Genomic DNA, 21,649 nt, shown 5'->3' on the forward strand with positions numbered 1-21,649 from the left:
CCCCGGTAGAGTTCGAGACGCTGCACTACGAGGCCCTCACCCGAGAGCCCGCACCCACAAAGTAGCGGCAGAGAACCCGGGCCGATTCAGAGCGGTCACGAACCCGACCCACCGGTACGCCTTGAGGCCGGTGACGAGCACCAGCAAGTGGTATCCGCTGCCTGCGACGATCACCGGAACCACGCCGAAGGCCCAGCCGGTGCCGCCGTAGGCCGAGAAGTCGGCGTTGGTGCCGTTGTACTGACTCGAGTACGCCGCAGAGATCCAGAACCAGCCAATACCGAGACCGAGCACGGAACCGACCGCCAGGACGACGAACGCTGCTCGCCAGGCGCTCAACGATCGCCCCAGTGGCAAGAGGACGGCCGCGGGGCGGGAGGATGCCTCGGTCATGCGGGCATGATTCCACACACGACTCACGCGAGTAGCAGCCCGGTCTGACGCCGCCACCGACGTCCGTGTCGGAGCTTGTGCACACCGCGAGCTGCTGGGACTCGGAAACAGGTTGTCGTAGACACGCGACCTTCGGGCCCGACTTGCCAAGTCCGTCAATACTGGCAAGCGCTCGGGCGTGAGCCGGCGGCTGAGGAATCTGACAGCTCAAAGAGAATCTGAGCACGCCTCCCACCCATTACACCGCAGGTAACAGAGCCGTAGGTCTGACAGAACGCGCGAGAACCTACAACACCGGATAAACCGCGATTCGACTCCGAGCAACTCGCTCTCGAGGGCATCGCCCCGTCGATCAGGACCGTCGGCGACGCCTGCAACGCGCTCATGGAGACCGTGAACGGGCTCTCCGGCCGGAGATGTTCCGGTCCACGGCGGCCGCGGGCACTCACCCGAACACCCTTACAGGAAGCTCACCAACACACTCGCGATCACGACAGAGCCGGCGCTCACGGAGGTGAAGCCGCCCACCAGCATGGCCGGCAACATCGCGTCCGTCAGCTGCTTGCGCTCGGTGTCGTCGCGGCCCACCGAGCGGGCGACCTCGCTGGTGAGCAGGTAGTCCGCGGGGAACCCGTACATCGCGGTGAGCGCCACGGACATGCCCAGGCCTGGCTTCCACCGCAGCAGCTTCGTGGCGAGGTAGCCGCCCAGCATGATGCCCGACCCGCCGACGACCAGGATGACGACCATCGGGAGCAGCGCGGCGAGGACGTCGGACATCGACGCGCTGACCAGCGGCGCCATGACGATCGCGACGACGGCCGCCATCGCGAAGCCGAAGGAGCTGGCTTTCTCCAGCGCACGCTCCGGCGTGAGACCGATCGCGGTCGATCCCACGCCCAACAGCAGCGCCACGATCGAGGACGGGATGTGCGTGGGGATCGAGATGAGCGTGGCCACGGAACCACCGACCAGCACCATGAAGAGGGTGAAGAGCTGGTTCTCCCTCAGGAACGACGGCAGGGTGATGAGCTTCTTCCCCTTTCCCCTGGCCACAGCCTCCTCGGCCGCATGGGCCTTCTCCGCGAGCTCTGCCAGCTCTCCGCTCTCCCGCAGGCGGATGGCGTAGCGGCGCAGCAGGAAATTCGTCATGGGCATCGACGGCAGCGACTGCATCATCAGGACCAGGGCCGGCAGCACGATGATGGTGGAGGTGATCCCAGCAGTGATCAGCCCGTCCGTGGTGAGACCGGTGGCAACGATGCCGCCCGCCAGCGGGCTGGCGCCGGCGACGAAGTGGGGGAAGCTGAACAGCGGGATGACGACGGCCGCCAGCAGCAGCACCGCGACGAGCATCCCCGACAGCGCGATGATGACCGACCGCCACTGCTGCAGGAGCGTGGGCAGTGGGATGAGCGAGCCCATGTGGAAGAGGATGGGCCCGACCAGGATCATGTAGGCGGTCGGCAGCAGGGAGTCCTCGACGATGGTCGAGGGGATGAGCCCCAGCTGGGCGACGATGAAGATGCCGAGCATCGCCACGAGCAGGCTGGGCACGCGCGCCCTCGACCAGATCGAGATGAGCTCGCCGGCCGCGATGAACGCGAGCACGATCGAGACGGCATAGACCGGATTCATGGTGGCTCAGCTCTCGCTGTCCAGCGGCGCTGGAGTGGGCCGGGCATTGTGCTCCCAGGCGAGTGCCGCGAGGGATGCGGCCTGGTCGGCGAGGACCGCATCGTCGAACCGGACGTGTGGCGAGTGGTTCATCGACGCGGTCTCCGGGTCGATCCCCTCCGGGGTGGCGAAGAGGAAGTAGTATGCGCCGGGGACCTCGTTCAGCACGAACGAGAAGTCCTCCGACCCCATGAGCGGGTCCTCCGGTTCGACGACGCGGTCCGCGCCGAACAACCGAGTCAGTGTGTCACGGGCGAAGCGCGCCTGCTCGCGGTCGTTGACGGTCGGCGGGTACTGCGTATGCCAGTGGACCTCGGCGGTGCACCCGAAGCCGGCGGCCACCGACTCCGCGAGCGTGCGCGCATGGACCGGGAAGTCGCGCGTCGTCTCCGCGGACAGCGTCCTGACGCTCGCCCCCATCGACGCGGACGCCGGTATGACGTTCACCGCCTCGCCCGCAGACAGGTTGGTGATCGCCGCGACGACCGGGTCGAAGACACTGAATCGGCGGGTGATCATGACCTGCAGCGCCTGGCAGAACTCGACCAGCGGCGGGACGGGGTCCAGGGCCCTCTGCGGCTGCGAGCCGTGCCCGCCGGCCCCATGGAAGGTGACGCGCAGGACGTTGGAGCCGGCCATCGCCGGGCCGGGCCGGACGGTGAAGACGCCGCGCTCGCCCGGCAGCACGTGGACGGCGAAGGCGGCGTCGACCCGGACGCCCGCGGCATCCAGCACGCCCTCGGCGACCATCGGCTCCGCCCCACCTGGCCCCTCCTCACCCGGCTGGAACATGAGGACGACGTTCCCGGCCAGTTCGTCGCGGTGCGCGCTCAACAGACGGGCGGCTCCGACGAGACCGGCGGTATGGAGGTCGTGGCCGCAGGCGTGCATCGCGTCGTTCGCGGAGCGGTACTCGAGGTCGTTGTCCTCACGCACCGGAAGGCCGTCCATGTCTCCCCGCAGCAGCACGGTCGGACCGGGCCGGGAGCCGCGCAGGACGGCGACGACCGAGGTGAGCGACTCGCCGGTCGTGATCTCCAGGGGAAGGCCCTCCAGGGCCTCGAGCACGCGCGTCTGGGTCCGGGGCAGGTCGTTGCCCACCTCCGGGTCGCGGTGCAGCGCGCGCCGCAGCGCGACGAGGTCGGCCCCGATCTCGTCGGCCTCGCGGGGAAAGTCCAGTGCCATGGGTCGGCCTCCTCGAATCGTCCTCGCGTCCACGCGGTTGCGGCAGGCCCCGCGGTCAGGCTCGTCATCGAGCATCCTCGCGTGGCCCGTGGTCCGCGTCATGCTATCCGCAATCGCAGGGACCAGGACGACCAGTCGCGATGCCGAGACGAGTCGTGGGCCCTGAATCAGCGGCCTGCTCCCACGAGAGATCGCGTGAGAACTGACAACACCCGCCATTGGCGGGATCGAGTCATACCAAGGAGGTCGGCCATGACGGTGCGCAATGTGGCAGTGACGCTCCCCGAGGAGCTGTACAACATGGTGGAGAAGGCCCGTTCGATCGAGCATCGGAGTCGTTCGGAGGTCATCCAAGAGGCCCTGCGCAGTCACTTCGGCGAACCCACCTACCGGCCGACGCACGAAGAACGAGCAGCCCTGGTGGCAGCACTGGATGCCGCGCAGTCCGACCCCGAGTCGCTGCAGGAGTGGTCCGACGTCCGTCAGACGCTCCGCGGTCGGCGACGGTGAGGGTCCTCCTCATCCAGCACGCGGTGGGCGATGTCGACGATGGCGACATTCCCCCACGGGGAACCGGCGGTCGAGGGGTTCGACCGGCTCCGCAGAGCCCGGATGCGCCGCTTCCCCTACGGCATCTCCTATCGGCAGCCCCCGGTGACCTGCTCATCGTCCGGGTGCTGCGCTCCCGGCGCCGCCACCCCGGCGCCCGTCGCTGACGGCGCGCCCTGCTGCCGGAACCGAATCTGCCCCTCTATCATCGACGCTCCGGGACGAGTGACGGAGCGCGGGTGACCACAGGAACCACCACATCCGCATCACCGTCGGCACCGCCGCTGGATCGCGATTTCCAGCTGCTGTGGTCCGCCCGGGCAGCCTCCGACGCCGGGACCGCGATCGCGATGGGCGCGCTGGCGCTGATCGCCGTCCGCACTCTTGAGGCATCGACGTTCCAGGTCTCCCTGCTCACCGCCGTCGCCGGACTGGTCGGCGCGGTCCTGGCGCTCCCGCTGGGGCCCTTCCTGGAAGCACGGCGGAAGCGGCCGGTGATGATCACGGCCGATCTCGTGCGGGCGGCGCTGTTCGTCTCTGTGCCGGCGGCCGCCGCGCTCGGGATCCTCTCGTTCTGGCAGCTGCTCGTCGTCTCCGGGGTCGGTGCGCTCGGCGGCATCGTGTTCGGCGGCGCGTCCGCCGCGCAACTGAAGAACCTCGTCCCGCGGGAGCGGCGCACAGAGGCGCTGGGCAAGCTGGAATCGACGTTCTGGCTGTTGACCACCCTCTGCCCTGCCCTCGGCGGGGCGATCATCCAGCTGCTGGGCTCCACCGTCACCCTCGGTGTGCAGGCGCTGGGGCTCCTCGCCTCCGCCCTCGGGATCAGCCGGATCCGACGCCCGGAGCCCGCTCCCCCGCCGCCGGGGACCCGGCACTTCCTGGCGGAGGCCGGTGCCGGATTCACCCTCGCCCTCCGGGACCGACGACTGCGCCCGCTGCTGCTGAACTCGACGCTGTTCGCGGCCTTCGTCGCCTGGATCGGGCCGCTCGAGCTCGTGCTGCTGCTGCGCGGTCTGGACCTGCCCGCCTGGCAGTTCGGGCTGGCCCTCGCGCTGCCGAGCCTCGGCGGGCTGCTCGGCTCCTGGATCGCACCGCGTGTGAGCGCGCGCCTCGGCGAGCACCACACCCTGGTGGGCTCCGCCGTGCTGCGCGGCCTGCCGCTGCTCGCCCTGCCCTTCCTCCCCGCCGGGACGCCGGGCCTGCTGATCTACGTGCTCTCGACCTTCCTGCTGCTGCTCCTGGCCGGGGTGTTCCGCCCGGTCTACACCGCCTACCGGATGGAGGCGACCGACGACTCCGTCATGACCCGCGTGACTACAGCGTTCACGCTCACCTCCCGGGGTCTCGCCCCGCTCTTCGCGCTCGCCGGCGGCCTGGTGGCCACGGGGATCGGGGTGCGCGGCGCGCTGCTGGTCGGGGTGATCGGTCTGGTGCTCTCCGGACTGTTCCTGCCATGGCGGGCCCCGGCCGCCGACACCGGGACGACCGCCGACGACGGCTGACATACTGCGCCCATGGACGATGTCGCCCGCATGCTCCAGGAACACATCGACGCCGGGACCCTGCCGGGCGCGGTCGCGCTGCGCCTCCGGGACGGACGCACTGAAGCAGTCCTCCTCGGCGTCCAGGACCTCGGAACCGGCGCCCCCATGTCGCGCCGCACCCTGTTCCACTGGGACTCCCTGGGCAAGCCGCTGACCACCGCCCTGGCCCTGACCTTCGTGGCGGACGGCTCCCTCGCCCTCGAGTCCCCCATCGCGCGCTAGCTGCCCGAGCTCTCGAAGCCACGGGTGCTGGCCGATGCGAGCGGGCCGCTCACGGATACGGTGCCCGCGGATCGTCCCGTCACTGTCCGTGACCTGCTGACCCTGCGCGGCGGTCTCGGATTCACCACGGATTTCGAGTCCCCGTTCACCGCCGCCCTGTTCTCTCGCCTCCAGGAGGGTCCTGCCCCTCGTACCCTGAGCCGGGAGGACTTCCTGCGGGCCGCCGCCGAGCTCCCGCTCGCGCACCAGCCGGGCGAGGGCTGGACCTACAACACCGGCAGCACCCTGCTGGGGCTCCTGCTGGAACGCGTCGCGGAGCGTCCGCTCGACGAGCTCATGGCCCGCCGCCTCCTGGAACCGCTCGACATGACCGACACGATGTGGTCGGTCCGCGCCCCGGAGCTCCCACGCTTCGCGAGCCGCTACGCCCCGAGCGGGGATCCGCAGCAGCCGCTCTCCCTCGTCGACCCCGCCGACGGGCAGTACGCCCGTCCCCCGTCGTTCCCGGACGGTGCCGGCGGCCTGATCGGCACCGCCGAGGACTGGATAGCCTTCGCCGCGATGCTGCTCGACGCGGGCACCCACCGCGGCCGGGAGGTCCTGCCCGCGCCGCTCGTGACCGCGATGATGACCGATCACCTCACCGCCGCGCAGCGCCGCCAGGCCGGGATCTTCCTCGAGGGCGGTGAGGGCTGGGGCTACGGCGGCAGCGTCCGGAAGGACGGCACCTACGGCTGGAGCGGAGGGGCCGGGACCACCACGCGCGTGGATCCCCGCCAGAGCTCGGCGCAGCTGCTGTTCACGCAGGTCGCGCTCGACGGACCGGAGGGCTCCCCAGTGCTGGCCGCCTTCGAGGACTGCTTCTCCTCGGACGGTTCCTGAGATCCGTCCGCTCTCCCTGTCGAATCCGGCCCTCCTCGCCCGTCGTGGGGAAGAGGCCGCACTCGCGGCCCGGGCACGGCCTGGACGGGTCGGCCCCCAGCAGAGAGGATCTGAGCCATGAACGAGCACAGGGTCGAGGACGACCTGGACCGTGCAGCACCCGAGAGGAGCACGTCATGAAGTACGCCCTGTTCCTGATGTCCCAGGGGGATCTGCCGCCCTGGGAGGAGATGAGCCCCGAGGCGCAGGCCGCGGCGATGGCACAGCACGACGACTTCGGCGCCGCCTGCGCGGCCCGCGAGGGCGTGGAGATCCTCGCCGGCGAGGCGCTGGACGGCACCCCGACGGTGGTGCGGGTGCGGGAGGGCCGGCGCAGCGTCAACGACGGGCCGTACGCCGAGGCGGTGGAGCAGCTGGGCGGCTTCTACCTGATCGAGACCCCGGATCTCGACACGCTCCTGGAGCTGGTCGAGCTGCTGCCCCCGTACGACCTGCAGTTCAGCCCGGTCGGGGAGGTGTGAGCGATGGCGCGCTATCTCATCCTCATCGCCTACGAGCCCTGGGACTGGTCCACCGCCTCCGCGGAGACCCGCGACGCGTTCTTCGCCCAGCACGGCGCCTTCTCCGCCTACGTCACGGAGCACGGGACGGAGGTGGCGAGCGCCGCGCTCGGCGACACCGGTACAGCCACCACGGTGCGCCACGTCGACGGCGAGGTGGTGCTCACGGACGGCACGTTCGCCGAGACCGCCGAGATGATCGGCGGCTACTACGAGGTGGAGCTGCCGGACCTCGATGCGGCGATCGCCGCGGCAGCGCTGCTGCCGCCGTCCTACACCCTCGAGATCCGTCCCGTCGTCTCCGTCGAATGAACTCGGCGTGAGCGACGAGGCCGTCGCGCAGGTGGTGCGCGAGGAGTGGGGGCGTCTGACCGCCCAGCTCCTCGCGCGCTTCCGGCGGCTCGACCTGGTCGAGGACGCCCTCGGCGACGCCGTCGAATCAGCGACGCGCACCTGGCGGGAGCGCGGCGTGCCCGACCGTCCCGGAGCCTGGCTCCTCACCGCCGCCTCCCGGCGGGTGCTGGATCATCTGCGGGCCGAGGCCGTGCACCAGCGTCGCGCTCCCCTGCTGGTCACCGAGGCCGAGCAGAACGGAGACCGGCGCTCGCCGATGGTCGATCCGGGCGGCCTCGTCGAGGACGACACTCTCCGACTGGTCCTGATGTGCGCCCATCCGGCGCTGAACCCGGAGGCGGCCGCCGCCCTGTCCCTGCGACTCGTGCTCGGTGTGAGCACCCACGACATCGCCCGCCTGTTCCTGGTCCCGGAGCCGACCATGGCCGCACGCATCACGCGCGCGAAGAAGAAGATCGTCGGCGCCGGCATCCCCTTCACCGTGCCAGACCAGGCGGTGCTCCCCGAACGTCTCGACACCGTCGCCCAGACCGCGTATCTCGCGTTCACCGCGGGATACGCCCCCGGCAGCGGCAGCGATCCGCTCCGCGCCGATCTCGCCGGGGCGGCAGTGCGCCTGGCGCGGGTGACGCTCGCCCTGCGACCCGGGGCGGCCGTGCTGCGGGCCCTGCTCGCACTCCTGCTGTTCCAGCACTCCCGCCGCGACGCCCGCAGCGGACCGGACGGCGAGCTCGTGCTGCTCCCGGAGCAGGACAGGACCCGATGGCACCGTGAGGAGATCGCGGAGGGGCTCGCCCTTCTGCGGTCGATCGCTCCCCGCGACCCCGTCTCCCCGCAGACCGCCGCCTTCTGGCTGCAGGCGCGGATCGCCGCCGAGCACGCCACGGCGCCGACGTCGGCCGAGACCCGCTGGGAGCGGATCCTCGCCCACTACGACGCCCTGCTGACCGTGATGCCCTCCCCCGCCGCCCAGCTGGCGCGCGCCGTGGCAGTCGCCGAGGCCGCGGGTCCCGAGGCGGGACTGCGGGCGCTGGCGGACATCGCGGAGGTCGGCAGCCACCGCCCGTCGGCCGTGCGCGCCGAGCTGCTGCGACGCGCGGGGCGGACGGCGGAGGCACGGGAGTCCTACCAGGAGGCGATGCGCCGATGCCGCAACGAGGCCGAGATCGCCCACCTCGCGGCTCGGCTCGACATGCTCACGCACGATGCGGGGTGAGCACGGAGACGACGCACCGGCCCGGTGCTCGGCGTCTCCGGGCGCTCCGATCCCTTAACCTCGCAGCATGCCCGCGACCGCCCGCCCGTCGGCCCCTGAGCCCCGCCCGGAGGACCACTCCGACGCCCCGCCCTCCTCGAGCCGCTTCCAGCGACTGGACGGGCAGGCGGTGCGGCGCTCCGCCGCCGCGCTCGAGCACCGGATCTCGACGCGCTTCCCGGACCGGAGCCTGTGGGAGGTGTGCCGCGAAGTGGTGGGGATCGTGGACGAGATCAACGCCGGCACCGGCATCAGCCGCCGCCGGGTGCGGCTCGCGCGCGTGCTCTCCCGCCTCGGCGTGGTCGCGATCGTGCTGTTCCTGGGCGGCGCGGTCGCGCTCGCGGCCGGGGACCTGCTCGAGGAGCGCGATTCGATCGGGCCGCTGGACATGCTGCCGCTGCTCGAGACCATCATCAACGACCTCGTGTTCGGGGCGATCGCGGTGTTCTTCCTGCTGCGGGTCCCGGAGCGGATGGAGCGGGCGCGCGTGCTGCGGATCCTGCACCGACTGCGCTCCCTGGCGCACGTGATCGACATGCACCAGCTGACCAAGGTGCCCGAGCGCCTCGAGCGGGGCTCCCGGGAGGACGGCGGGCTGGACCTGGACCGCACGGAGCTGACCCGCTATCTCGACTTCTGCACCGAGATGCTCTCGCTCGTGGGCAAGAGCGCGGCCCTGTTCGCCGAGCACACCACCGACGGCGACGTGCTCGACGCGGTCGAGGGGATCGAGGCGCTCACCTCGGACATGGCCCGCAAGGTGTGGCAGAAGATCGGGATCATCCAGCAGCAGGGATGAGAGGGGACGACATGGACGGGACCACCTTGCAGGAGATCGCGCACGCCCGTGCGCTCGAGCTGCCCGCGAGCGGCATGGAGTGGCCCTTCGGCCCGGGCGCCGAGGTCGCGAAGGTGCTCGGGAGGATGTTCCTGCTGCTCACCGAGGTGACGGGCGAGCATGTCGTGGTGCTGAAGGCGGAGCCGCGCGACGCCGAGGTGCTGCGCGCGATGCATCCGGAGATCACGCCCGGCTATCACATGAACAAGCGGCACTGGATCACGCTGCACCCCGGCGGCGCCCTCGAGGCGGAGTTCGTGCGCGAGCTCGTGACGGACTCCTACCTGCTGGTGGTGGAGTCGCTGCCGCGGGCGCGGCGGCCCGTGGACCCAGCGACCTTCCTGGCCGCTGAGTCCGGCGCATGATCCGCACCGCGCTTTGGGCGCTGGGCTGGGCGCTGCTGCTCGGCGGACTGCTCGCCGCGACAGCGCTGCTGGTGCTGCGGCAGGTCACCGTGCTGCACACCTGGCACGAGTACCTCATCGCCGCGGCATCGTTCATCCCGATGCTCTGGGTGCCGCTGCTGCTGGCCGCGCTCGGGCTGGTGCTGCGGCTGCGCGGCCGGTGGCGGCTGCTCGCCGCGACACTCACGCTCGCGGTCACGGCGGTGACGGCCTGGCCGATGCTCCCCGCCCCGGAGCGGTCGGACTCCCCGCAGCTCGCCGCCGAGGGCTCGCTCACGGTGCTCTCGTCGAACGTCGAGTACGGCGGGGCCGACGTCGACGTGCTCACCCGGCTCGCGGGTCCGGAGGTGGACGCGATCGCGATCCAGGAGATGACCCCCGACTTCGAGGCGTTCCTTGCGGAGGCCGGGCTGTTCGAGCGGTTCCCTCATCGCGTCGGCACCGCGCGCGAGGACGCGGGCGGCTCGATGCTGCTCTCCCGCACCCCGCTCGAGCTGATCGACCGCACGGAGGGCACCGCCTTCGACAACCTCCTGGCCACCACCACCCTCGACGGCACGCTCTGGCACCTCGCGGTGGTCCATACGGCGCCGCCCCAGGTGGGGGCCGAGGCGTGGACCGCGGATGCCGCCGCCGTCGGCGCGATGGTGGCCCCGTACACGCACGGCAACCTGCTGCTGGTCGGCGACTTCAACGCGATCGCGCAGCATCACACGATGCGGCAGCTCACGGCCGACGGGTCGCTGCGCTCCCTCGCCGCATACGGGCGGGGCCGCGGGGAGGGGCTGTGGGAGCCGACCTGGCCCGTCGGCCACCGCATCCCGCCCTTCGCCCGGATCGACCATGCGCTCGCTGGTCGGGAGGTGAGCGGGCCGCGTCCCGTCTATGAGACTGTCCCCGGCACCGACCACCGGGCGCTCATGGTCACCGTCTCCCCGTCGGCCTGAGCAAAAAGGCGCCGGGCAGGCGGAGCGGGGCTCAGCGCTGCTCGGCGCGGCGCACCATCTCGTCGATCCAGACCGGAGCAAAGGGCGAGGTGCAGTTCGGCGGGGTCGGGTAGTCCTTCAGCACCTCGAGCCGCTCGCCGATGTCCTTGGCGCGCTCGCGCCGGGCGGCATCGTGGATGCCGATCTCGGCGAGGCACTGGTTCATCGCCCACTGCAACCGCTCCGGGGCGTCCTTCATCTCCGCCTCGATCTGCTCGAGCAGCGCGTCGAGGTCGATCCCGTCGGGCGCCTCGCCGGCGGGTGCCTTCGCGATCCGGTCGCTGGTAAGCGCCCAGCCCGCGCTCGTGACGACGGGGTCGGCGTCGACGAACCAGGCCTCGCGCAGCGCCTCGCGGTGCGGACTCTTCTTCACCATGTAGCTGACCAGCCAGTCGTGGACCTTCGGGGTCGGGGCCTCGCGCAGCATCGCGTCGAGCTCGGCTTGGTCGTATTGCTTGGGGCGGGAGATCAGCAGGGCGAGCAGCTTCGGGGTGGAGTCCTTCGCGGGGGTGGACCACAGGGCGCGGGCGAGGTCCGGCCGGGTCTTCAGCCGCTTCGCGATCGCGCGGAGCTTCGTGAGGTTCACGGCATGGTCGTCGCCGTGCTTCCGGTTCACCGCGCGCATGCGGTCATCGGCGAGTGCGGCGAGCTCCTCGTGGAGGGCTGCGACCTCTGCCTCGAGCTCGGCGTCGGTGCGCTGCGTGGCGGCGGTGGTCATGGGAGGCGCTCCTTGCTCGCGGGGACGTCCAGGATACGACCGGGCGCCCGGGCCGTCGGCGCGTCTCAGCTCCACCCGGTCAGCTGGGCGAACACCAGGAAGCCGATCGAGAGCAGCACCCAGATGCCCAGCAGCGGCAGGTAGAAGCGCACCCAGCGGTTCCATGGCACGCGGCCCACGGCGAGCGCGGCCATGAAGTACCCGGAGGTGGGATAGATCAGGTTCGTCATGCCGTCACCGGTCTGGTAGGCGAGCACGGCGGACTGCCGGGTGACGCCCAGGAGGTCGGACAGCGGGGCGAGCACCGGCAGGGTCACCAGCGCCTGCCCGGAGCCGGAGGGGACGATCAGGTTGAACAGCGCCTGGGCGAGGAACATCCCGACCACGAACAGCACCGGAGGCAGGAAGCCCACGGACTCGCCGAGGCCGAACACGATGGTGTCCAGGATGCTGCCGTCCTCGAGCACGATCGCGACGCCGCGGGCCACGCCCACGATGATCGCGCCCGCGAGCACGTCGCGCAGCCCCTGGTCGAACGCTTCGGCCATGTCCCGGGTGCGCATCCCGGCGACCAGGCCCACCACGATGGCGATGAGGATGAACATCCCGGCGAACTCGGGGAAGAACCAGCCCTGGGTGATGATCCCCCACACCAACAGGCCCGCCAGCAGCAGCAGAGCGATGCCGGCGGCCTTCTGCCGCCCGGTGAAGCGCGGGGTCGCCTCGAGGTCGAGGACGTCCTTCTCCCGGACGGAGGTGTCCGCATGGCCGTGCAGGACGGAACGGGTGGGGTCGGCCTTGACCCGAGTGGCGTACCAGATGACGTAGCCGGTGCCGGTGGCGAGATACGCGATGTACAGCGCGATCCGCAGGCCGACGCCGGAGAACGGCTCCAGCCCCGCGATCTGCTGGCCCAGGCCCGTGTTGATCGGGTTGAGGAACCCGGCGGCGAACCCGGCCCCCGTGCCCAGCAGGGCGACGGCGGCGGCCACCACCCGGTCGTAGCCGAGGCTGAGGATCAGCGGCAGGATCGCCGGGATGTAGACCAGCGACAGTTCGGGCACCCCGATGAAGCTCGCGATGAGGGAGAACACCACCATCAGCACGGGGATGACGGCGATGCCGCGACCGGCGAAGACCCGGGCGATCGCGGCCAGGGCCACGTCGATCAGGCCTGTGCGCCGCACCACCTCGAACATGCCGCCGATGGTGAAGACGAAGAAGACGATCGCCCCGGCATCCACCAGGCCGCGCGGGATCGCGGTGAGCAGCTCGATCGCGGTGACCGGGGATTGCTCGACGAAGGTGAAGCTGTCCGGGTCCACGACCTCGCGGCCGTTGGGCCCCGGCACCCGCTCGTAGCGGCCCGCGGGGACCAGCCAGCTCAGCACCGCCGCGAGCAGGGCGAACAGGACCAGGATGACGTAGACGTGGGGGAAGCGGTCCTTCGGCGCGGACGGGTCGGTGACCGGCGCTTCAGAGGAGGGGGTGGTCATGGTTCTCCAAGACCTCCGAACAGAGGTGCATAAGTACGCCTACATGCTTGAAAAAGAACTCGTATGGGGCAGGAGTTTTCGGTCAGGTCCCGGGAAGTGGCGTAGCGATCGGATCCTTCGGTGTCGGCAGTTCAGGCGGTCAGGGATGGGGCCGTGTGGTCGGGGGTGGTCACTTCCTGGACGGCGGTCTCGGTGGTGGTGAGGTGGAGATGGGCGCGGCAGCGAGGTGGTCAGCGACCTCGGGCAGACGCTCATCAGGGTCGCCGCGATCGCCTCGACCAGACCCCGGTGGGCATCAGAGGCGAGCAGGCGCACCCCGGTCAGGCCGCGAGCGACGAGATCGACGAAGAACGTGTTCCACGCCGCGGCGACGAAGGTCAACGGGCCGGCGCGTGGTCAGCGGGTGCGAGTCAGGACGTCGACTTTCACGGACGCGCACAGATCCACGAGCCAGTCACGATCGGGCCCGGTGACGAAGACACGGCCATAGCTCGTCACCACGCGCAGATCGTCCTCGCGCACCCGGTCCCCGAAGAAGATGTACGCGCGGTCGGTGTCGAGGCGTGCCGACATCCATTCTGCGCCGTCCAGGCCGGCAGCATGCGCGGCTCGCGCCCACGCGACCGTCGCGCGGTACGTCCGGGCAGGGGAGGCGGTCAGCTGCACGGGCTCGACGCCGAGGCGGCGCAGCCCGAGCCCATGGAATACGGCCAGGCGGAGGTCTCGGGTGGTTTCCAATGCTCCGGTCACAGAGCGCTCGTAGTGCTCGGGCATGATCCGGCCACCGGTCAGCGGCACGTCGTGCAGCAGTGACTCGCACACCGCCGCGATCTCACTCTGGGCGGCATAGAGCACCGGCACGGGCGGGTCACCGAAGAAGGAGAAGCGGTGCGGGCCGCCGTATCCGGGGTTGAAGGTGGTGACATGCCGGTCGGGCGCCGCGGAGAATGTGCGGTACAGGCGGGAGCCGGCGGGCAGCACGTCGACGAGAGGGTCGAAATGCTCGGGCGGCGCCGGCACTGCCACCTCGAACCAGGTGTTCCGGTCCGGCGCCGAGGGAGGGTCACTCACCATTGCGGCGCCATCGCCAGCTCGGCCGAAGCGCGCACCGCGTCGGCGTCCTCGCGCAGGAACTCCACAGGTCGGCGGCCCTCCGGCATCCAGCCCGACGGGGAGCACAGCCACAGTACGACGGACTCATCACTCCAGTCGTGCTCGCGCGCGAGGGCGACGAGCTCAGCGATCAAGGGCATGACCTCGGGATCGAGCTGGAAGGCGGGGTAACGGTACGCCCCGCCACGCCGGACCCCGACCAGTTTCCCGGCCCTGCGCTGGGCGGAGGCCCAGGCACGGTTGCCGCCATAGCCCATACGCTCGGCCGCCTCAGTGCTGGTGAACAGGCCGAACTCATCCTCGATCTCACGCCAGACGTTCTCCGTGGCCTGGGCAGACCGGGCCAGCTGCGGCGACACCGCGATTTCTGCCCCGGCCATGGCAGGGGCGAGCGAGGACAAACCCTGAGCAGACTCACGGGCCCACCTGCGATACAGCTGAGCGACGCGGTCTCGCTCGTGCGCGGCCGAGGGGCTCTCGACGTCGGGAGCAGACATCACACACCTCCTTGACGCTTCTTACGTTACGAGGGGGCGTAAGAACTGTCAACAGATCCTGAAAGTTCGTCAGCGAGCAGGAAGATCGCCGCGCCACGTGCCGCCCATTCATCAGCCAAAGTCGGAGAGACCCCGGGCGGTTCTCGGCGAGGCGACCCTGCAGGTCGGCCGAAGGGTCCCAGGCCGTCCCGATCCGCCTCCCCGGCGGACGGGAACCGGGGACGCGCCCGTCCCGAGCCGGCTCACAGGCCGAACGCCCGCGACGAATCAGTCAGGATCCGCTCCCACTGCTGCGGTGACGGATGGTGGCCCATTCCTCCGATCTCCAGGAGCTCCGCATTCGGTGCCGCCGCCGCCAACCGCCGCCCTTGCTCCGGCGGCGTCATCGAATCCTCGGTGCCGACCACCACGAGCATGGGGTGCTCCAGGTTCGGCGCATGCGTCAGCGGGGACGACTCTCGCCACTGGTGCGCCTGCAAGGTGGCATCGAGATATCGCCGCACGCCCCCGAAGGCGGTATCGCGTGAGAACGAGACGAGATCGCTCGGAGCGCTCACGACTGTCAGCCCCGCCAGTTCGCCTCGCCGTTGATCCCGAGCAGCCAGGCTGGCCATGAGACAGCCCATCGAGAATCCCACCACCGACAGAGAGGAAACCTGCGGTCGTCCTCTGATCCAGGCCAGAAGGCGCCCGATGTCCTTCGACGCGCTGAGACCGTAGTCATCGACTCCGCTCGACCCCGGCCATCCACGCAGGGAGAAGCTGACGGCATGCCAGGCACGTGAACGAATCTGTCGAGCGACCGGCGCCATGGTCGATGCGTCCTCGCCCCAACCGTGCACCAGCAGGACCGCAGGGGCCCCGCAGTCGCTCCACCACGTGTACCCGCCCAGCTCCACATCGCCCATTGCGAGCGACATCGGCCGGGCGCCGTCGATGATGGGCAGACGATTCACCGCCGTCATCGGGCCCTCCCCTCCGGCGGTCGCTCGGGATCGAGGCTCTCACGGATGGCCTGCGTGACTCGGGTCGGCCCCCACATGAGCCGCGGTGAGAGCTCGTGGCCGGAGTCGAGGAGCTCGCTCACGATGGCATCACCGACCCAGTACCCGGCCCTGCTCGGCCACGGATGCTGGTCCGTCACGCCGCAGAACGAGTAGCTGATGACTGGATCGGTGGTATCGAGGTGGGGCAGGAGTCCCCCGGCGAGGCGGGGAAGTGCGGCGCGGCAGGCGTCGCCCCAGCCGTCGTCCGGGATGAAGAAGTAGGCCGAATCCGGCAATCCGGGGCGCAGTCGTCGTGTCCCCGCCACAGCGACGCCCTCGAGCCACACCCGCATTCCCACGTGGTGCTCCAGACCCGGATCGGCCTGGAGACGGGGAAGGAGTGCTCGGACGTGCACGACGTGGACGAGCTCGTGGAGCACCAGCAACGTATCCCGCTCCGGGTCTCCCAGCATCTCCAGCGCCACGAAGAGCACCGGCCTGTCGCCGACCACCGATACCCACGCGTCCGAACCGCCGGTGCCCACCATCAGCACCACGTCCAGGTCGTGATCCGCCCGCATCAGGCCGTGGGCCGTGAACTCGGCGGCGGCTTCCTCGAGCGCCTCACGGACGCGCTGCTCTCGCGCACCGATCTCCAGGACGAGGTCAGGTACGCGGGCTGCCGCCGCCTCCCGGCCGCCAGGACTCCCGTACCCGGCGTAGTAGACGTCGAACAGCTCAGCGTGGGCAGCTTCTTACTGATCGGCCCAGGCCTCCGCACGCGCTGCCGACGCGATATTCCGCAGCTGCAGATACTCCGGAACCGTCGACGTGATGTGCAGCATGCGACAACTGTAGGCAGTGCGACGGCGCGGCGCCGTCGCGCTCTGCATCTGCCCGCAGGCTGTTCCCGGCGCCTACGGCGGTCGGGTCGACGCGAAAGCGTGCGTGCCGATGGGAACGGACGGGCGGACGGAGGACTCATGGACCGTGACCAGCTCCAGCAGTGCGCCATTGACCGCGGCCTCGCGCTGCCGGAGGCGGAGGTGACTCACCCCGTCGGGCCGGAGTACGACGTGGCGAAGGTCGTCGGCAGGATGTTCCTGCTGTTCGTCGGGGTGCGCGTCCGGAGGAATCCTGCGCATAAGGTTCTCCCGTGGCATCTCTTCACAGCACAGACTCCCCCGATCGGGCCTCCGCGCTCGTCGCGCGGGACGCGCTCGCCTTCGTCCGGATCGGCGGCCCCGAAGCCGTCGCCTTCTTCCGCGCCGACGATCAGGAGGAGGCCGCCGCGGCCCTGGTGACATTCTCTGCGGCCCCGGCGAGCGAGCAGGACGAGGCGGATCTGTCGCGCCGTGGGCTGGAGTGCTCGACCGCCCTGCGCGATCAGGGCATCCCGGGGGTCGAGGCGTCGGTCCGGGCCGCCACGTGGCTGCTGCGACTCTTCGTCGCCTGCATCGTCGGTGCGGCGGCATGGGTGCTCGTCGCCTTCTTCGCGGGCGACCCCGACCGCGCCCCTCTCCTGCTCCCGCCCGAGGTCATCTTCCTCCCCTCCGAGGAGATCCTGCTGCTCGCCCCGATCGTCCTGATCGCGGTGTACGCCCCTGCCCACCTGGCCGTGATCTGGCGGGAGCGGACCACCGCGCGGGCGGTGCTGCGATGGGCGGCCGACGATCACGCGAGCAGGCAGCTCGGGATCCCTGCGATGTCCCCGTTCGCGGGGATCATGACCAGCTGGGAGCGGCTGAGGTTCTGTGCGGGCGGCGTCCTGATGATGGACGGCTTCCTGACCGTCTTCCTCTTCCTCGTCCGCCGACCCGATGAGCCCTACGGCCTCTTCCTCGCCCCCGTCATCTGTGCGCTGCCGATCCTCGCCGTCTACCTGCTCAGCGGTGCCCGGTCCCGCCTCGCCCAGCGCCGCCACGTGCTGGTCGTCGAGCGACTGTTCCGGATGCCCACCGATGACGCGGACTCCGCATGGACGGAGGACGAAGAGAACGTCGAGGAGTCCGTGGACGGGGACACCGAGTGGCGGACGAGCTTCTGATCCGGCGCGCCCCCGGCGCCCCATCACGTCGATCCAGAACAGCGCGAACGGTGAGGTGCAGCTCGGGGGCGTCGGGTAGTCTTTGAGCACTTCCAGACGCTCCCCGATCTCTCGTGCCCAGCCGGCGCTCGCGACCTCCGGATCGGAGTCGGCGAACCAGCCCTCGCGCAGTGCCCCGCGGTGCGGGCTCTTCTTCACGAGGTAGTTCTCCAGCCAATCGTGGACCGTGGGCGCGGCGATCGTCGCGGTGGGGCCGGTCGCCTCCTGCGCGGTGCCTGTCATGGTGCGTCCTTCGTCGTCGGTGCGATCACGACGAGTCAACGGTGCGCGCTCGCCCCGTCGGGGCGGACGCGGAAGCACCCGGTCCGACGCTCCCCCGTCGGCCCGGGCGCTGCGCTCTCGGGATCTGCGCGCTCAGCTCACGCTCGCGCGTGGCGCCCCGATCCCCGGATCGATCCTCGGCACCTCGCCGCTGCCGGGGCGGATGTCGATGTCGAAGATGTCCAGCGGCAGGTACACCGTCGCGCAGGCGTTGGGGATGTCCACCACACCAGAGAACCGTCCCTCGATCGGTGCGGCGCCGAGCAGCAGGTAGGCCTGCTCGGCCGACCAGCCGAAGGTGGTCAAGTACTCGATCGCGTGCAGGCACGCCCGCTGGTAGGCGAGATGGGAGTCGAGATAGCGCTGCTCCCCGTCGAGCGTCACCGAGGTGCCGGAGAAGCTCAGCCACTGACTGTGCTGCGGCGCAGTGTTGCCCGGCATGAAGATCGCGTTCTCGGCGACGTTGTACTTCTCCATCCCGCCGGGGATCACGTCGACGTGCAGGTCCAGGAACCCGCCCATCTCGATGCCGCCGCAGAAGGTGATCTCGCCGTCGCCCTGGGAGAAGTGCAGGTCGCCGACGGAGAAGTTCGCCCCGTCCACGAACACGGGATAGAAGATCCGCGTGCCGCGGGTGAGGTTCTTGATGTCCTGGTTGCCGCCGTTCTCGCGCGGCGGGGCGGTGCGGGCCCCCTCCCCCGCGACCCGGTCGAAGTCCTCCGCGGGCACACCGCCGAGGACCGCGCCGTCCGGCTCGGGCGGCAGTGCCAGGGCCGGCACCCGGTCCGGGTCGGTCGCGATGAGCGCCGCCTCGCGGGAGTTCCACTTCCCCAGCAGCCCCGGGGAGGGGGCCGTGCCCATGAGACCGGGATGGATCATGCCGGTGAACTCGACGCCGGGGACGTGGCGGGAGGTGGCCTTCTCCCCGCGGAAGTCCCACACGGCCTTGTAGGCGTCGGGGAACTCGTCGGTGAGGAAGCTGCCGCCGTTGCGCTTGGCGAAGATGCCGGTGTAGCCCCAGCCCTGCCCTGCCAGCGGCCCGTCGTCCTCCTGCGGGATGGGGCCCACGTCGAGGATGTCCACGATCAGCAGGTCCCCGGGCTTCGCTCCCTCGATGCGGAACGGGCCCGACAGGGTGTGGACGGTGTGGAGCGGGGCGGTGGCGATGTCCTCGGCGGAGTCGTCGTTCTTGATGTAGCCGTCGAACCATTCGCGGCAGTCGACGCGGAAGGTGTCGCCGGGCTTGACACTGACGGCCGGGGGGATGTCCGGGTGCCAGCGGTTGTGACCGAGGATGTTCTGCTCGGTGAAGGGTTTCGCGGAGTCGAGGGGGAACACGTTCTTCGGCATGCTTCTCCTTCCACAGCGACGGGTCCTCTGCACGGCCCCGCCGGGTCCTGGGCCGGTCTCAGGGACGCGGCAGCCGCGCGTGGCGCGGGTCGGTGGTGGTGCGTGCGGCGGTGGGACGGGCCCCGGGGATCCGGTCGACGACGCCGGGTTCATGGGCGCTGTGCGCCGTCCGGTCCAGCAGCCTCCCGGCGCTGCTGCCGAGGCGGCTCAGGCGCGGGGCGCTGATCCGGCGGCGGGCGGTCGCCCCGCAACGCGGGCAGGTGAGGTCCTGGTCGCGGGCGCTGATTGGCACGGAGCGCTCGTACTCGTGGGCGCTCTCGCAGCGGAACTCGTAGATCGGCATCCCACGCTCCTTGTCACCTGCGTCACATCTCGCGATGGGGCCACCCTAGGACGGGGGCGACGGGCGCGCCGGGGAATCCGGGAAGTGCCCTCCACAGCGGGCCGAGGGGAATACTCGGGGCATGCCGGAGCACTCCCCCGCCCTCGCCTATCGCGGCACCGATTTCTACTGCGACGTCGCGATCCCGAACCCTGACGCGCTCGAGGTGGTCCACGAGGACGCGCGGGTGCTCGCCTTCCATCACACCCGGCCGTTCTGGCAGGTGCACCTGGTGGTGGTGCCGAAGCGGCACATCGCCTCGCTCACGGCGGCCGGCCCGGAGGACGAGGCCGATCTGCGTGCGCTGCTGAGAGTGGTGGCGGACGTGGCGCGGGCGGTGGAGCGCGAGCACGGTGCCGCGGCGGTGCTCACGAACCTCGGCGCGTACCAGGACTCGAAGCACCTGCACGTCCATGTGCACGCCGGCGCGCGGCGCTGAGGGTTCGCCCCGGCTCACAGCGACAGTTTGAACCCCACATGGCTCGGGACGTAGCCGAGGCGCTCGTAGAAGCGGTGCGCATCGACCCTGGAGCGGTCGGTGGTGAGCTGCGCGAGCGAGGCGCCCTGCGCCCTGCCCCAGTCATGAGCCCAAGAGAACAGGGCTGCGCCGAGACCGCTGCCGCGGGTGGAGGCCGCGACCCTCACCGCCTCGATCTGGAGGCGGATCGCACCGCCGCGGGACAGGGACGGCATGAGGGTGAGCTGCATCGTCGCCGCCATCACCTCCTCCTCGTCGCGGACCGCCAGCAGCAGCTGCTGCGGATCACGATCGATGAGAGCGAAGGCGCGCTCGTACGGGGCGAGGTCGGCGCTCTCCCGCTCCCTGCCCATCACGTCGTCGGCCAGCAGCGCGACCAGCTCCGGCAGGTCGCCCGCGACGGCGCGGCGGAGGACGAAGCGTCGGCCTGCGAGATCGAGGGTGTGCATGGCGACATTGTCCCCGGCGTTCGCGGTCGCGCCCGGCACCGCACCCGGGATACGTCCCGCACAATGAGCTCATGGCCTCCCACGACTTCCTCCCGGGCGCGCAGCGCAGTGCCCGACTGCGCCACTCCGACCAGTCGGCGTGGATCGTGAAGGACGAGGTGTCCGGCGGATGGGCGCTGCAGATCGGCGGCGTCGAGCAGTCGCACGTGGATCTCGAGGACCCGACGCGCATCGTGCACGAGTACCTGCGCCGAATGGCCAATGTGCTCGACGAGGTCTGGCCGCGGGGCGCTCCGATCAGGATCGCGCACCTCGGCGGCGGGGCACTCACGCTGGTCCGGTACGTGCAGGCCACGCGACCGGGCTCCTCCCAGGTGGTCGTCGAGATCGAACGCGAGCTGCCCACGCTAGTCACCACCGCGCTGCCGCTGCCGGAGGGCACTGTTCTGGAGATCGTGATCGGCGATGCCCGGGAGGAGCTCGCCGCGATGGAGGACAGGCGGTTCGATGCGATCGTGCTGGACGTCTTCTCCGGTGAGGAGTCCCCCGAGCACCTGGCCACGAAGGACTTCTATCGCGAAGCGATCACGCACCTCAAGCCCGACGGCCTACTGCTGGTGAACGTGGGCGACGACGCCGGTCAGCGTTTCCTCACCGCCCAGGTGCGAGAGCTCGAGGATGCCGCGGCCGAGGCCGGTCTATCGGGGGTGTGGACCCTGACCCATGCCTCGCTGCTGACCACTCCGGCCGACGGGAACATGGTTCTGATGGTGGGCGGAGCGCTCACCTCACCCGAAGTCGAGCAGTGGCGGGAGGCCTGGGTGAAGGCCGGTCCGCATCCGGGGGCGGTGCTGGATCCGACCCAGACGGCGGCAGCGTTCGGCCGCTGAGGTTGTCCACAATCCCGCCGAACGGATGCGCGGCTGGGTGAACCCTGGATACCGTGTCCGTGATCTGACGCAC

General features: G+C 70.5%; 23 protein-coding genes and 3 pseudogenes. 12 read left to right on the forward strand and 14 right to left on the reverse strand.

The annotated features are described in order from the left end of the window. Nucleotides 1-36: 36 nt before the first annotated feature. The 3 genes from ACHUEU_RS02740 to ACHUEU_RS02750 all read right to left on the reverse strand — a co-directional run bounded on the left by ACHUEU_RS02740 (nt 37) and on the right by ACHUEU_RS02750 (nt 3,255). Entirely contained in the window at nt 37-393 is a 357-nt protein-coding gene (locus ACHUEU_RS02740) for a hypothetical protein (protein WP_394214359.1), read from the reverse strand. A gap of 459 nt (nt 394-852) precedes the next feature. Then, nucleotides 853-2,031, reverse strand: a complete 1,179-nt coding sequence (locus ACHUEU_RS02745; protein ID WP_394214360.1) for a hypothetical protein — start codon at nt 2,029-2,031, stop codon at nt 853-855. A 6-nt stretch (nt 2,032-2,037) separates the two neighbouring features. Continuing rightward, nucleotides 2,038-3,255: a M20 metallopeptidase family protein gene (locus ACHUEU_RS02750; protein ID WP_394214361.1), complete on the reverse strand. Its 1,218-nt coding sequence runs from the start codon at nt 3,253-3,255 to the stop codon at nt 2,038-2,040. Nucleotides 3,256-3,507: 252 nt separating this feature from the next. On the opposite strand from ACHUEU_RS02750, the gene ACHUEU_RS02755 reads away from it, so the two are divergent. The 9 genes and pseudogenes from ACHUEU_RS02755 (at nt 3,508) to ACHUEU_RS02795 (ending at nt 10,810) form a co-directional block, all read left to right on the forward strand. Further along, nucleotides 3,508-3,765, forward strand: a complete 258-nt coding sequence (locus ACHUEU_RS02755; RefSeq protein ID WP_394214362.1) for a hypothetical protein — start codon at nt 3,508-3,510, stop codon at nt 3,763-3,765. 278 nt (nt 3,766-4,043) lie between these two features. Next, nucleotides 4,044-5,306: an MFS transporter gene (locus tag ACHUEU_RS02760; RefSeq protein ID WP_394214363.1), complete on the forward strand. Its 1,263-nt coding sequence runs from the start codon at nt 4,044-4,046 to the stop codon at nt 5,304-5,306. Nucleotides 5,307-5,336: 30 nt separating this feature from the next. After that, nucleotides 5,337-6,452: pseudogene (locus ACHUEU_RS02765) on the forward strand (serine hydrolase domain-containing protein). A 176-nt stretch (nt 6,453-6,628) separates the two neighbouring features. After that, the gene (locus tag ACHUEU_RS02770) at nt 6,629-6,973 is read left to right on the forward strand and encodes a YciI family protein (protein ID WP_394214364.1); all 345 of its coding nucleotides are present in this window, start codon (nt 6,629-6,631) and stop codon (nt 6,971-6,973) included. A 3-nt stretch (nt 6,974-6,976) separates the two neighbouring features. Next, complete coding sequence (locus tag ACHUEU_RS02775) at nt 6,977-7,324, forward strand: YciI family protein (protein WP_394214365.1); 348 nt, start codon at nt 6,977-6,979, stop codon at nt 7,322-7,324. A 7-nt stretch (nt 7,325-7,331) separates the two neighbouring features. Further along, complete coding sequence (locus ACHUEU_RS02780) at nt 7,332-8,582, forward strand: RNA polymerase sigma factor (protein ID WP_394214366.1); 1,251 nt, start codon at nt 7,332-7,334, stop codon at nt 8,580-8,582. Between the two features lie 67 nt (nt 8,583-8,649). Continuing rightward, nucleotides 8,650-9,420 carry a hypothetical protein gene (locus ACHUEU_RS02785; protein ID WP_394214367.1) on the forward strand — a complete coding sequence of 257 codons (771 nt, stop codon included), beginning with the start codon at nt 8,650-8,652 and terminating at the stop codon, nt 9,418-9,420. Nucleotides 9,421-9,431: 11 nt separating this feature from the next. Continuing rightward, nucleotides 9,432-9,824 carry an MmcQ/YjbR family DNA-binding protein gene (locus tag ACHUEU_RS02790; protein WP_394214368.1) on the forward strand — a complete coding sequence of 131 codons (393 nt, stop codon included), beginning with the start codon at nt 9,432-9,434 and terminating at the stop codon, nt 9,822-9,824. Beyond that, complete coding sequence (locus ACHUEU_RS02795) at nt 9,821-10,810, forward strand: endonuclease/exonuclease/phosphatase family protein (RefSeq protein WP_394214369.1); 990 nt, start codon at nt 9,821-9,823, stop codon at nt 10,808-10,810. Before ACHUEU_RS02790 ends, ACHUEU_RS02795 begins: the two co-directional genes overlap by 4 nt. Nucleotides 10,811-10,841: 31 nt before the next feature. Here ACHUEU_RS02795 and ACHUEU_RS02800 read toward each other — a convergent pair whose 3' ends face one another. From ACHUEU_RS02800 to ACHUEU_RS02830, 7 genes and pseudogenes are all read right to left on the reverse strand, one after another. After that, nucleotides 10,842-11,567 (reverse strand): DNA alkylation repair protein, encoded by a 726-nt coding sequence (locus tag ACHUEU_RS02800; RefSeq protein ID WP_394214370.1) that lies wholly within the window; start codon nt 11,565-11,567, stop codon nt 10,842-10,844. Between the two features lie 65 nt (nt 11,568-11,632). Then, nucleotides 11,633-13,063, reverse strand: coding sequence for a YfcC family protein (locus tag ACHUEU_RS02805; protein WP_394214371.1), 1,431 nt, complete (start codon nt 13,061-13,063; stop codon nt 11,633-11,635). A gap of 255 nt (nt 13,064-13,318) precedes the next feature. Beyond that, nucleotides 13,319-13,429: pseudogene (locus ACHUEU_RS02810) on the reverse strand (transposase); the annotation flags it as partial. A gap of 30 nt (nt 13,430-13,459) precedes the next feature. Then, nucleotides 13,460-14,137 carry an RES family NAD+ phosphorylase gene (locus tag ACHUEU_RS02815; RefSeq protein WP_394214372.1) on the reverse strand — a complete coding sequence of 226 codons (678 nt, stop codon included), beginning with the start codon at nt 14,135-14,137 and terminating at the stop codon, nt 13,460-13,462. Continuing rightward, the gene (locus ACHUEU_RS02820) at nt 14,131-14,673 is read right to left on the reverse strand and encodes a hypothetical protein (RefSeq protein ID WP_394214373.1); all 543 of its coding nucleotides are present in this window, start codon (nt 14,671-14,673) and stop codon (nt 14,131-14,133) included. Before ACHUEU_RS02820 ends, ACHUEU_RS02815 begins: the two co-directional genes overlap by 7 nt. A gap of 242 nt (nt 14,674-14,915) precedes the next feature. Continuing rightward, nucleotides 14,916-15,638, reverse strand: coding sequence for an alpha/beta hydrolase family protein (locus ACHUEU_RS02825; protein WP_394214374.1), 723 nt, complete (start codon nt 15,636-15,638; stop codon nt 14,916-14,918). Then, nucleotides 15,635-16,240, reverse strand: a complete 606-nt coding sequence (locus ACHUEU_RS02830; protein ID WP_394214375.1) for a hypothetical protein — start codon at nt 16,238-16,240, stop codon at nt 15,635-15,637. Before ACHUEU_RS02830 ends, ACHUEU_RS02825 begins: the two co-directional genes overlap by 4 nt. Before the next feature lie 575 nt (nt 16,241-16,815). On the opposite strand from ACHUEU_RS02830, the gene ACHUEU_RS02835 reads away from it, so the two are divergent. Then, nucleotides 16,816-17,706, forward strand: coding sequence for a hypothetical protein (locus tag ACHUEU_RS02835; RefSeq protein ID WP_394214589.1), 891 nt, complete (start codon nt 16,816-16,818; stop codon nt 17,704-17,706). Between the two features lie 12 nt (nt 17,707-17,718). Here ACHUEU_RS02835 and ACHUEU_RS02840 read toward each other — a convergent pair. From ACHUEU_RS02840 to ACHUEU_RS02850, 3 genes and pseudogenes are all read right to left on the reverse strand, one after another. Next, a pseudogene (locus ACHUEU_RS02840) lies at nt 17,719-17,937 on the reverse strand (DNA alkylation repair protein); the annotation flags it as partial. Between the two features lie 183 nt (nt 17,938-18,120). Beyond that, nucleotides 18,121-19,377: a formamidase gene (gene fmdA, locus ACHUEU_RS02845; RefSeq protein ID WP_394214376.1), complete on the reverse strand. Its 1,257-nt coding sequence runs from the start codon at nt 19,375-19,377 to the stop codon at nt 18,121-18,123. Nucleotides 19,378-19,435: 58 nt separating this feature from the next. After that, on the reverse strand, nt 19,436-19,720 hold the full coding sequence (locus ACHUEU_RS02850; protein ID WP_394214377.1) for an FmdB family zinc ribbon protein: 285 nt from the start codon (nt 19,718-19,720) through the stop codon (nt 19,436-19,438). Between the two features lie 121 nt (nt 19,721-19,841). Between ACHUEU_RS02850 and ACHUEU_RS02855 the strand changes: the two genes are divergently transcribed. Then, nucleotides 19,842-20,198: an HIT family protein gene (locus ACHUEU_RS02855; protein ID WP_394214378.1), complete on the forward strand. Its 357-nt coding sequence runs from the start codon at nt 19,842-19,844 to the stop codon at nt 20,196-20,198. Nucleotides 20,199-20,212: 14 nt separating this feature from the next. On the opposite strand, the gene ACHUEU_RS02860 is transcribed toward ACHUEU_RS02855, so the two are convergent. Next, nucleotides 20,213-20,686 (reverse strand): GNAT family N-acetyltransferase, encoded by a 474-nt coding sequence (locus ACHUEU_RS02860; RefSeq protein WP_394214379.1) that lies wholly within the window; start codon nt 20,684-20,686, stop codon nt 20,213-20,215. A gap of 71 nt (nt 20,687-20,757) precedes the next feature. Here ACHUEU_RS02860 and ACHUEU_RS02865 point away from each other — a divergent pair, with 71 nt between their 5' ends. Continuing rightward, the gene (locus tag ACHUEU_RS02865) at nt 20,758-21,576 is read left to right on the forward strand and encodes a spermidine synthase (protein ID WP_394214380.1); all 819 of its coding nucleotides are present in this window, start codon (nt 20,758-20,760) and stop codon (nt 21,574-21,576) included. Nucleotides 21,577-21,649 lie beyond the last annotated feature (73 nt).

This window comes from Brachybacterium vulturis (assembly GCF_043641765.1).
Classification (GTDB): domain Bacteria; phylum Actinomycetota; class Actinomycetes; order Actinomycetales; family Dermabacteraceae; genus Brachybacterium; species Brachybacterium vulturis_A.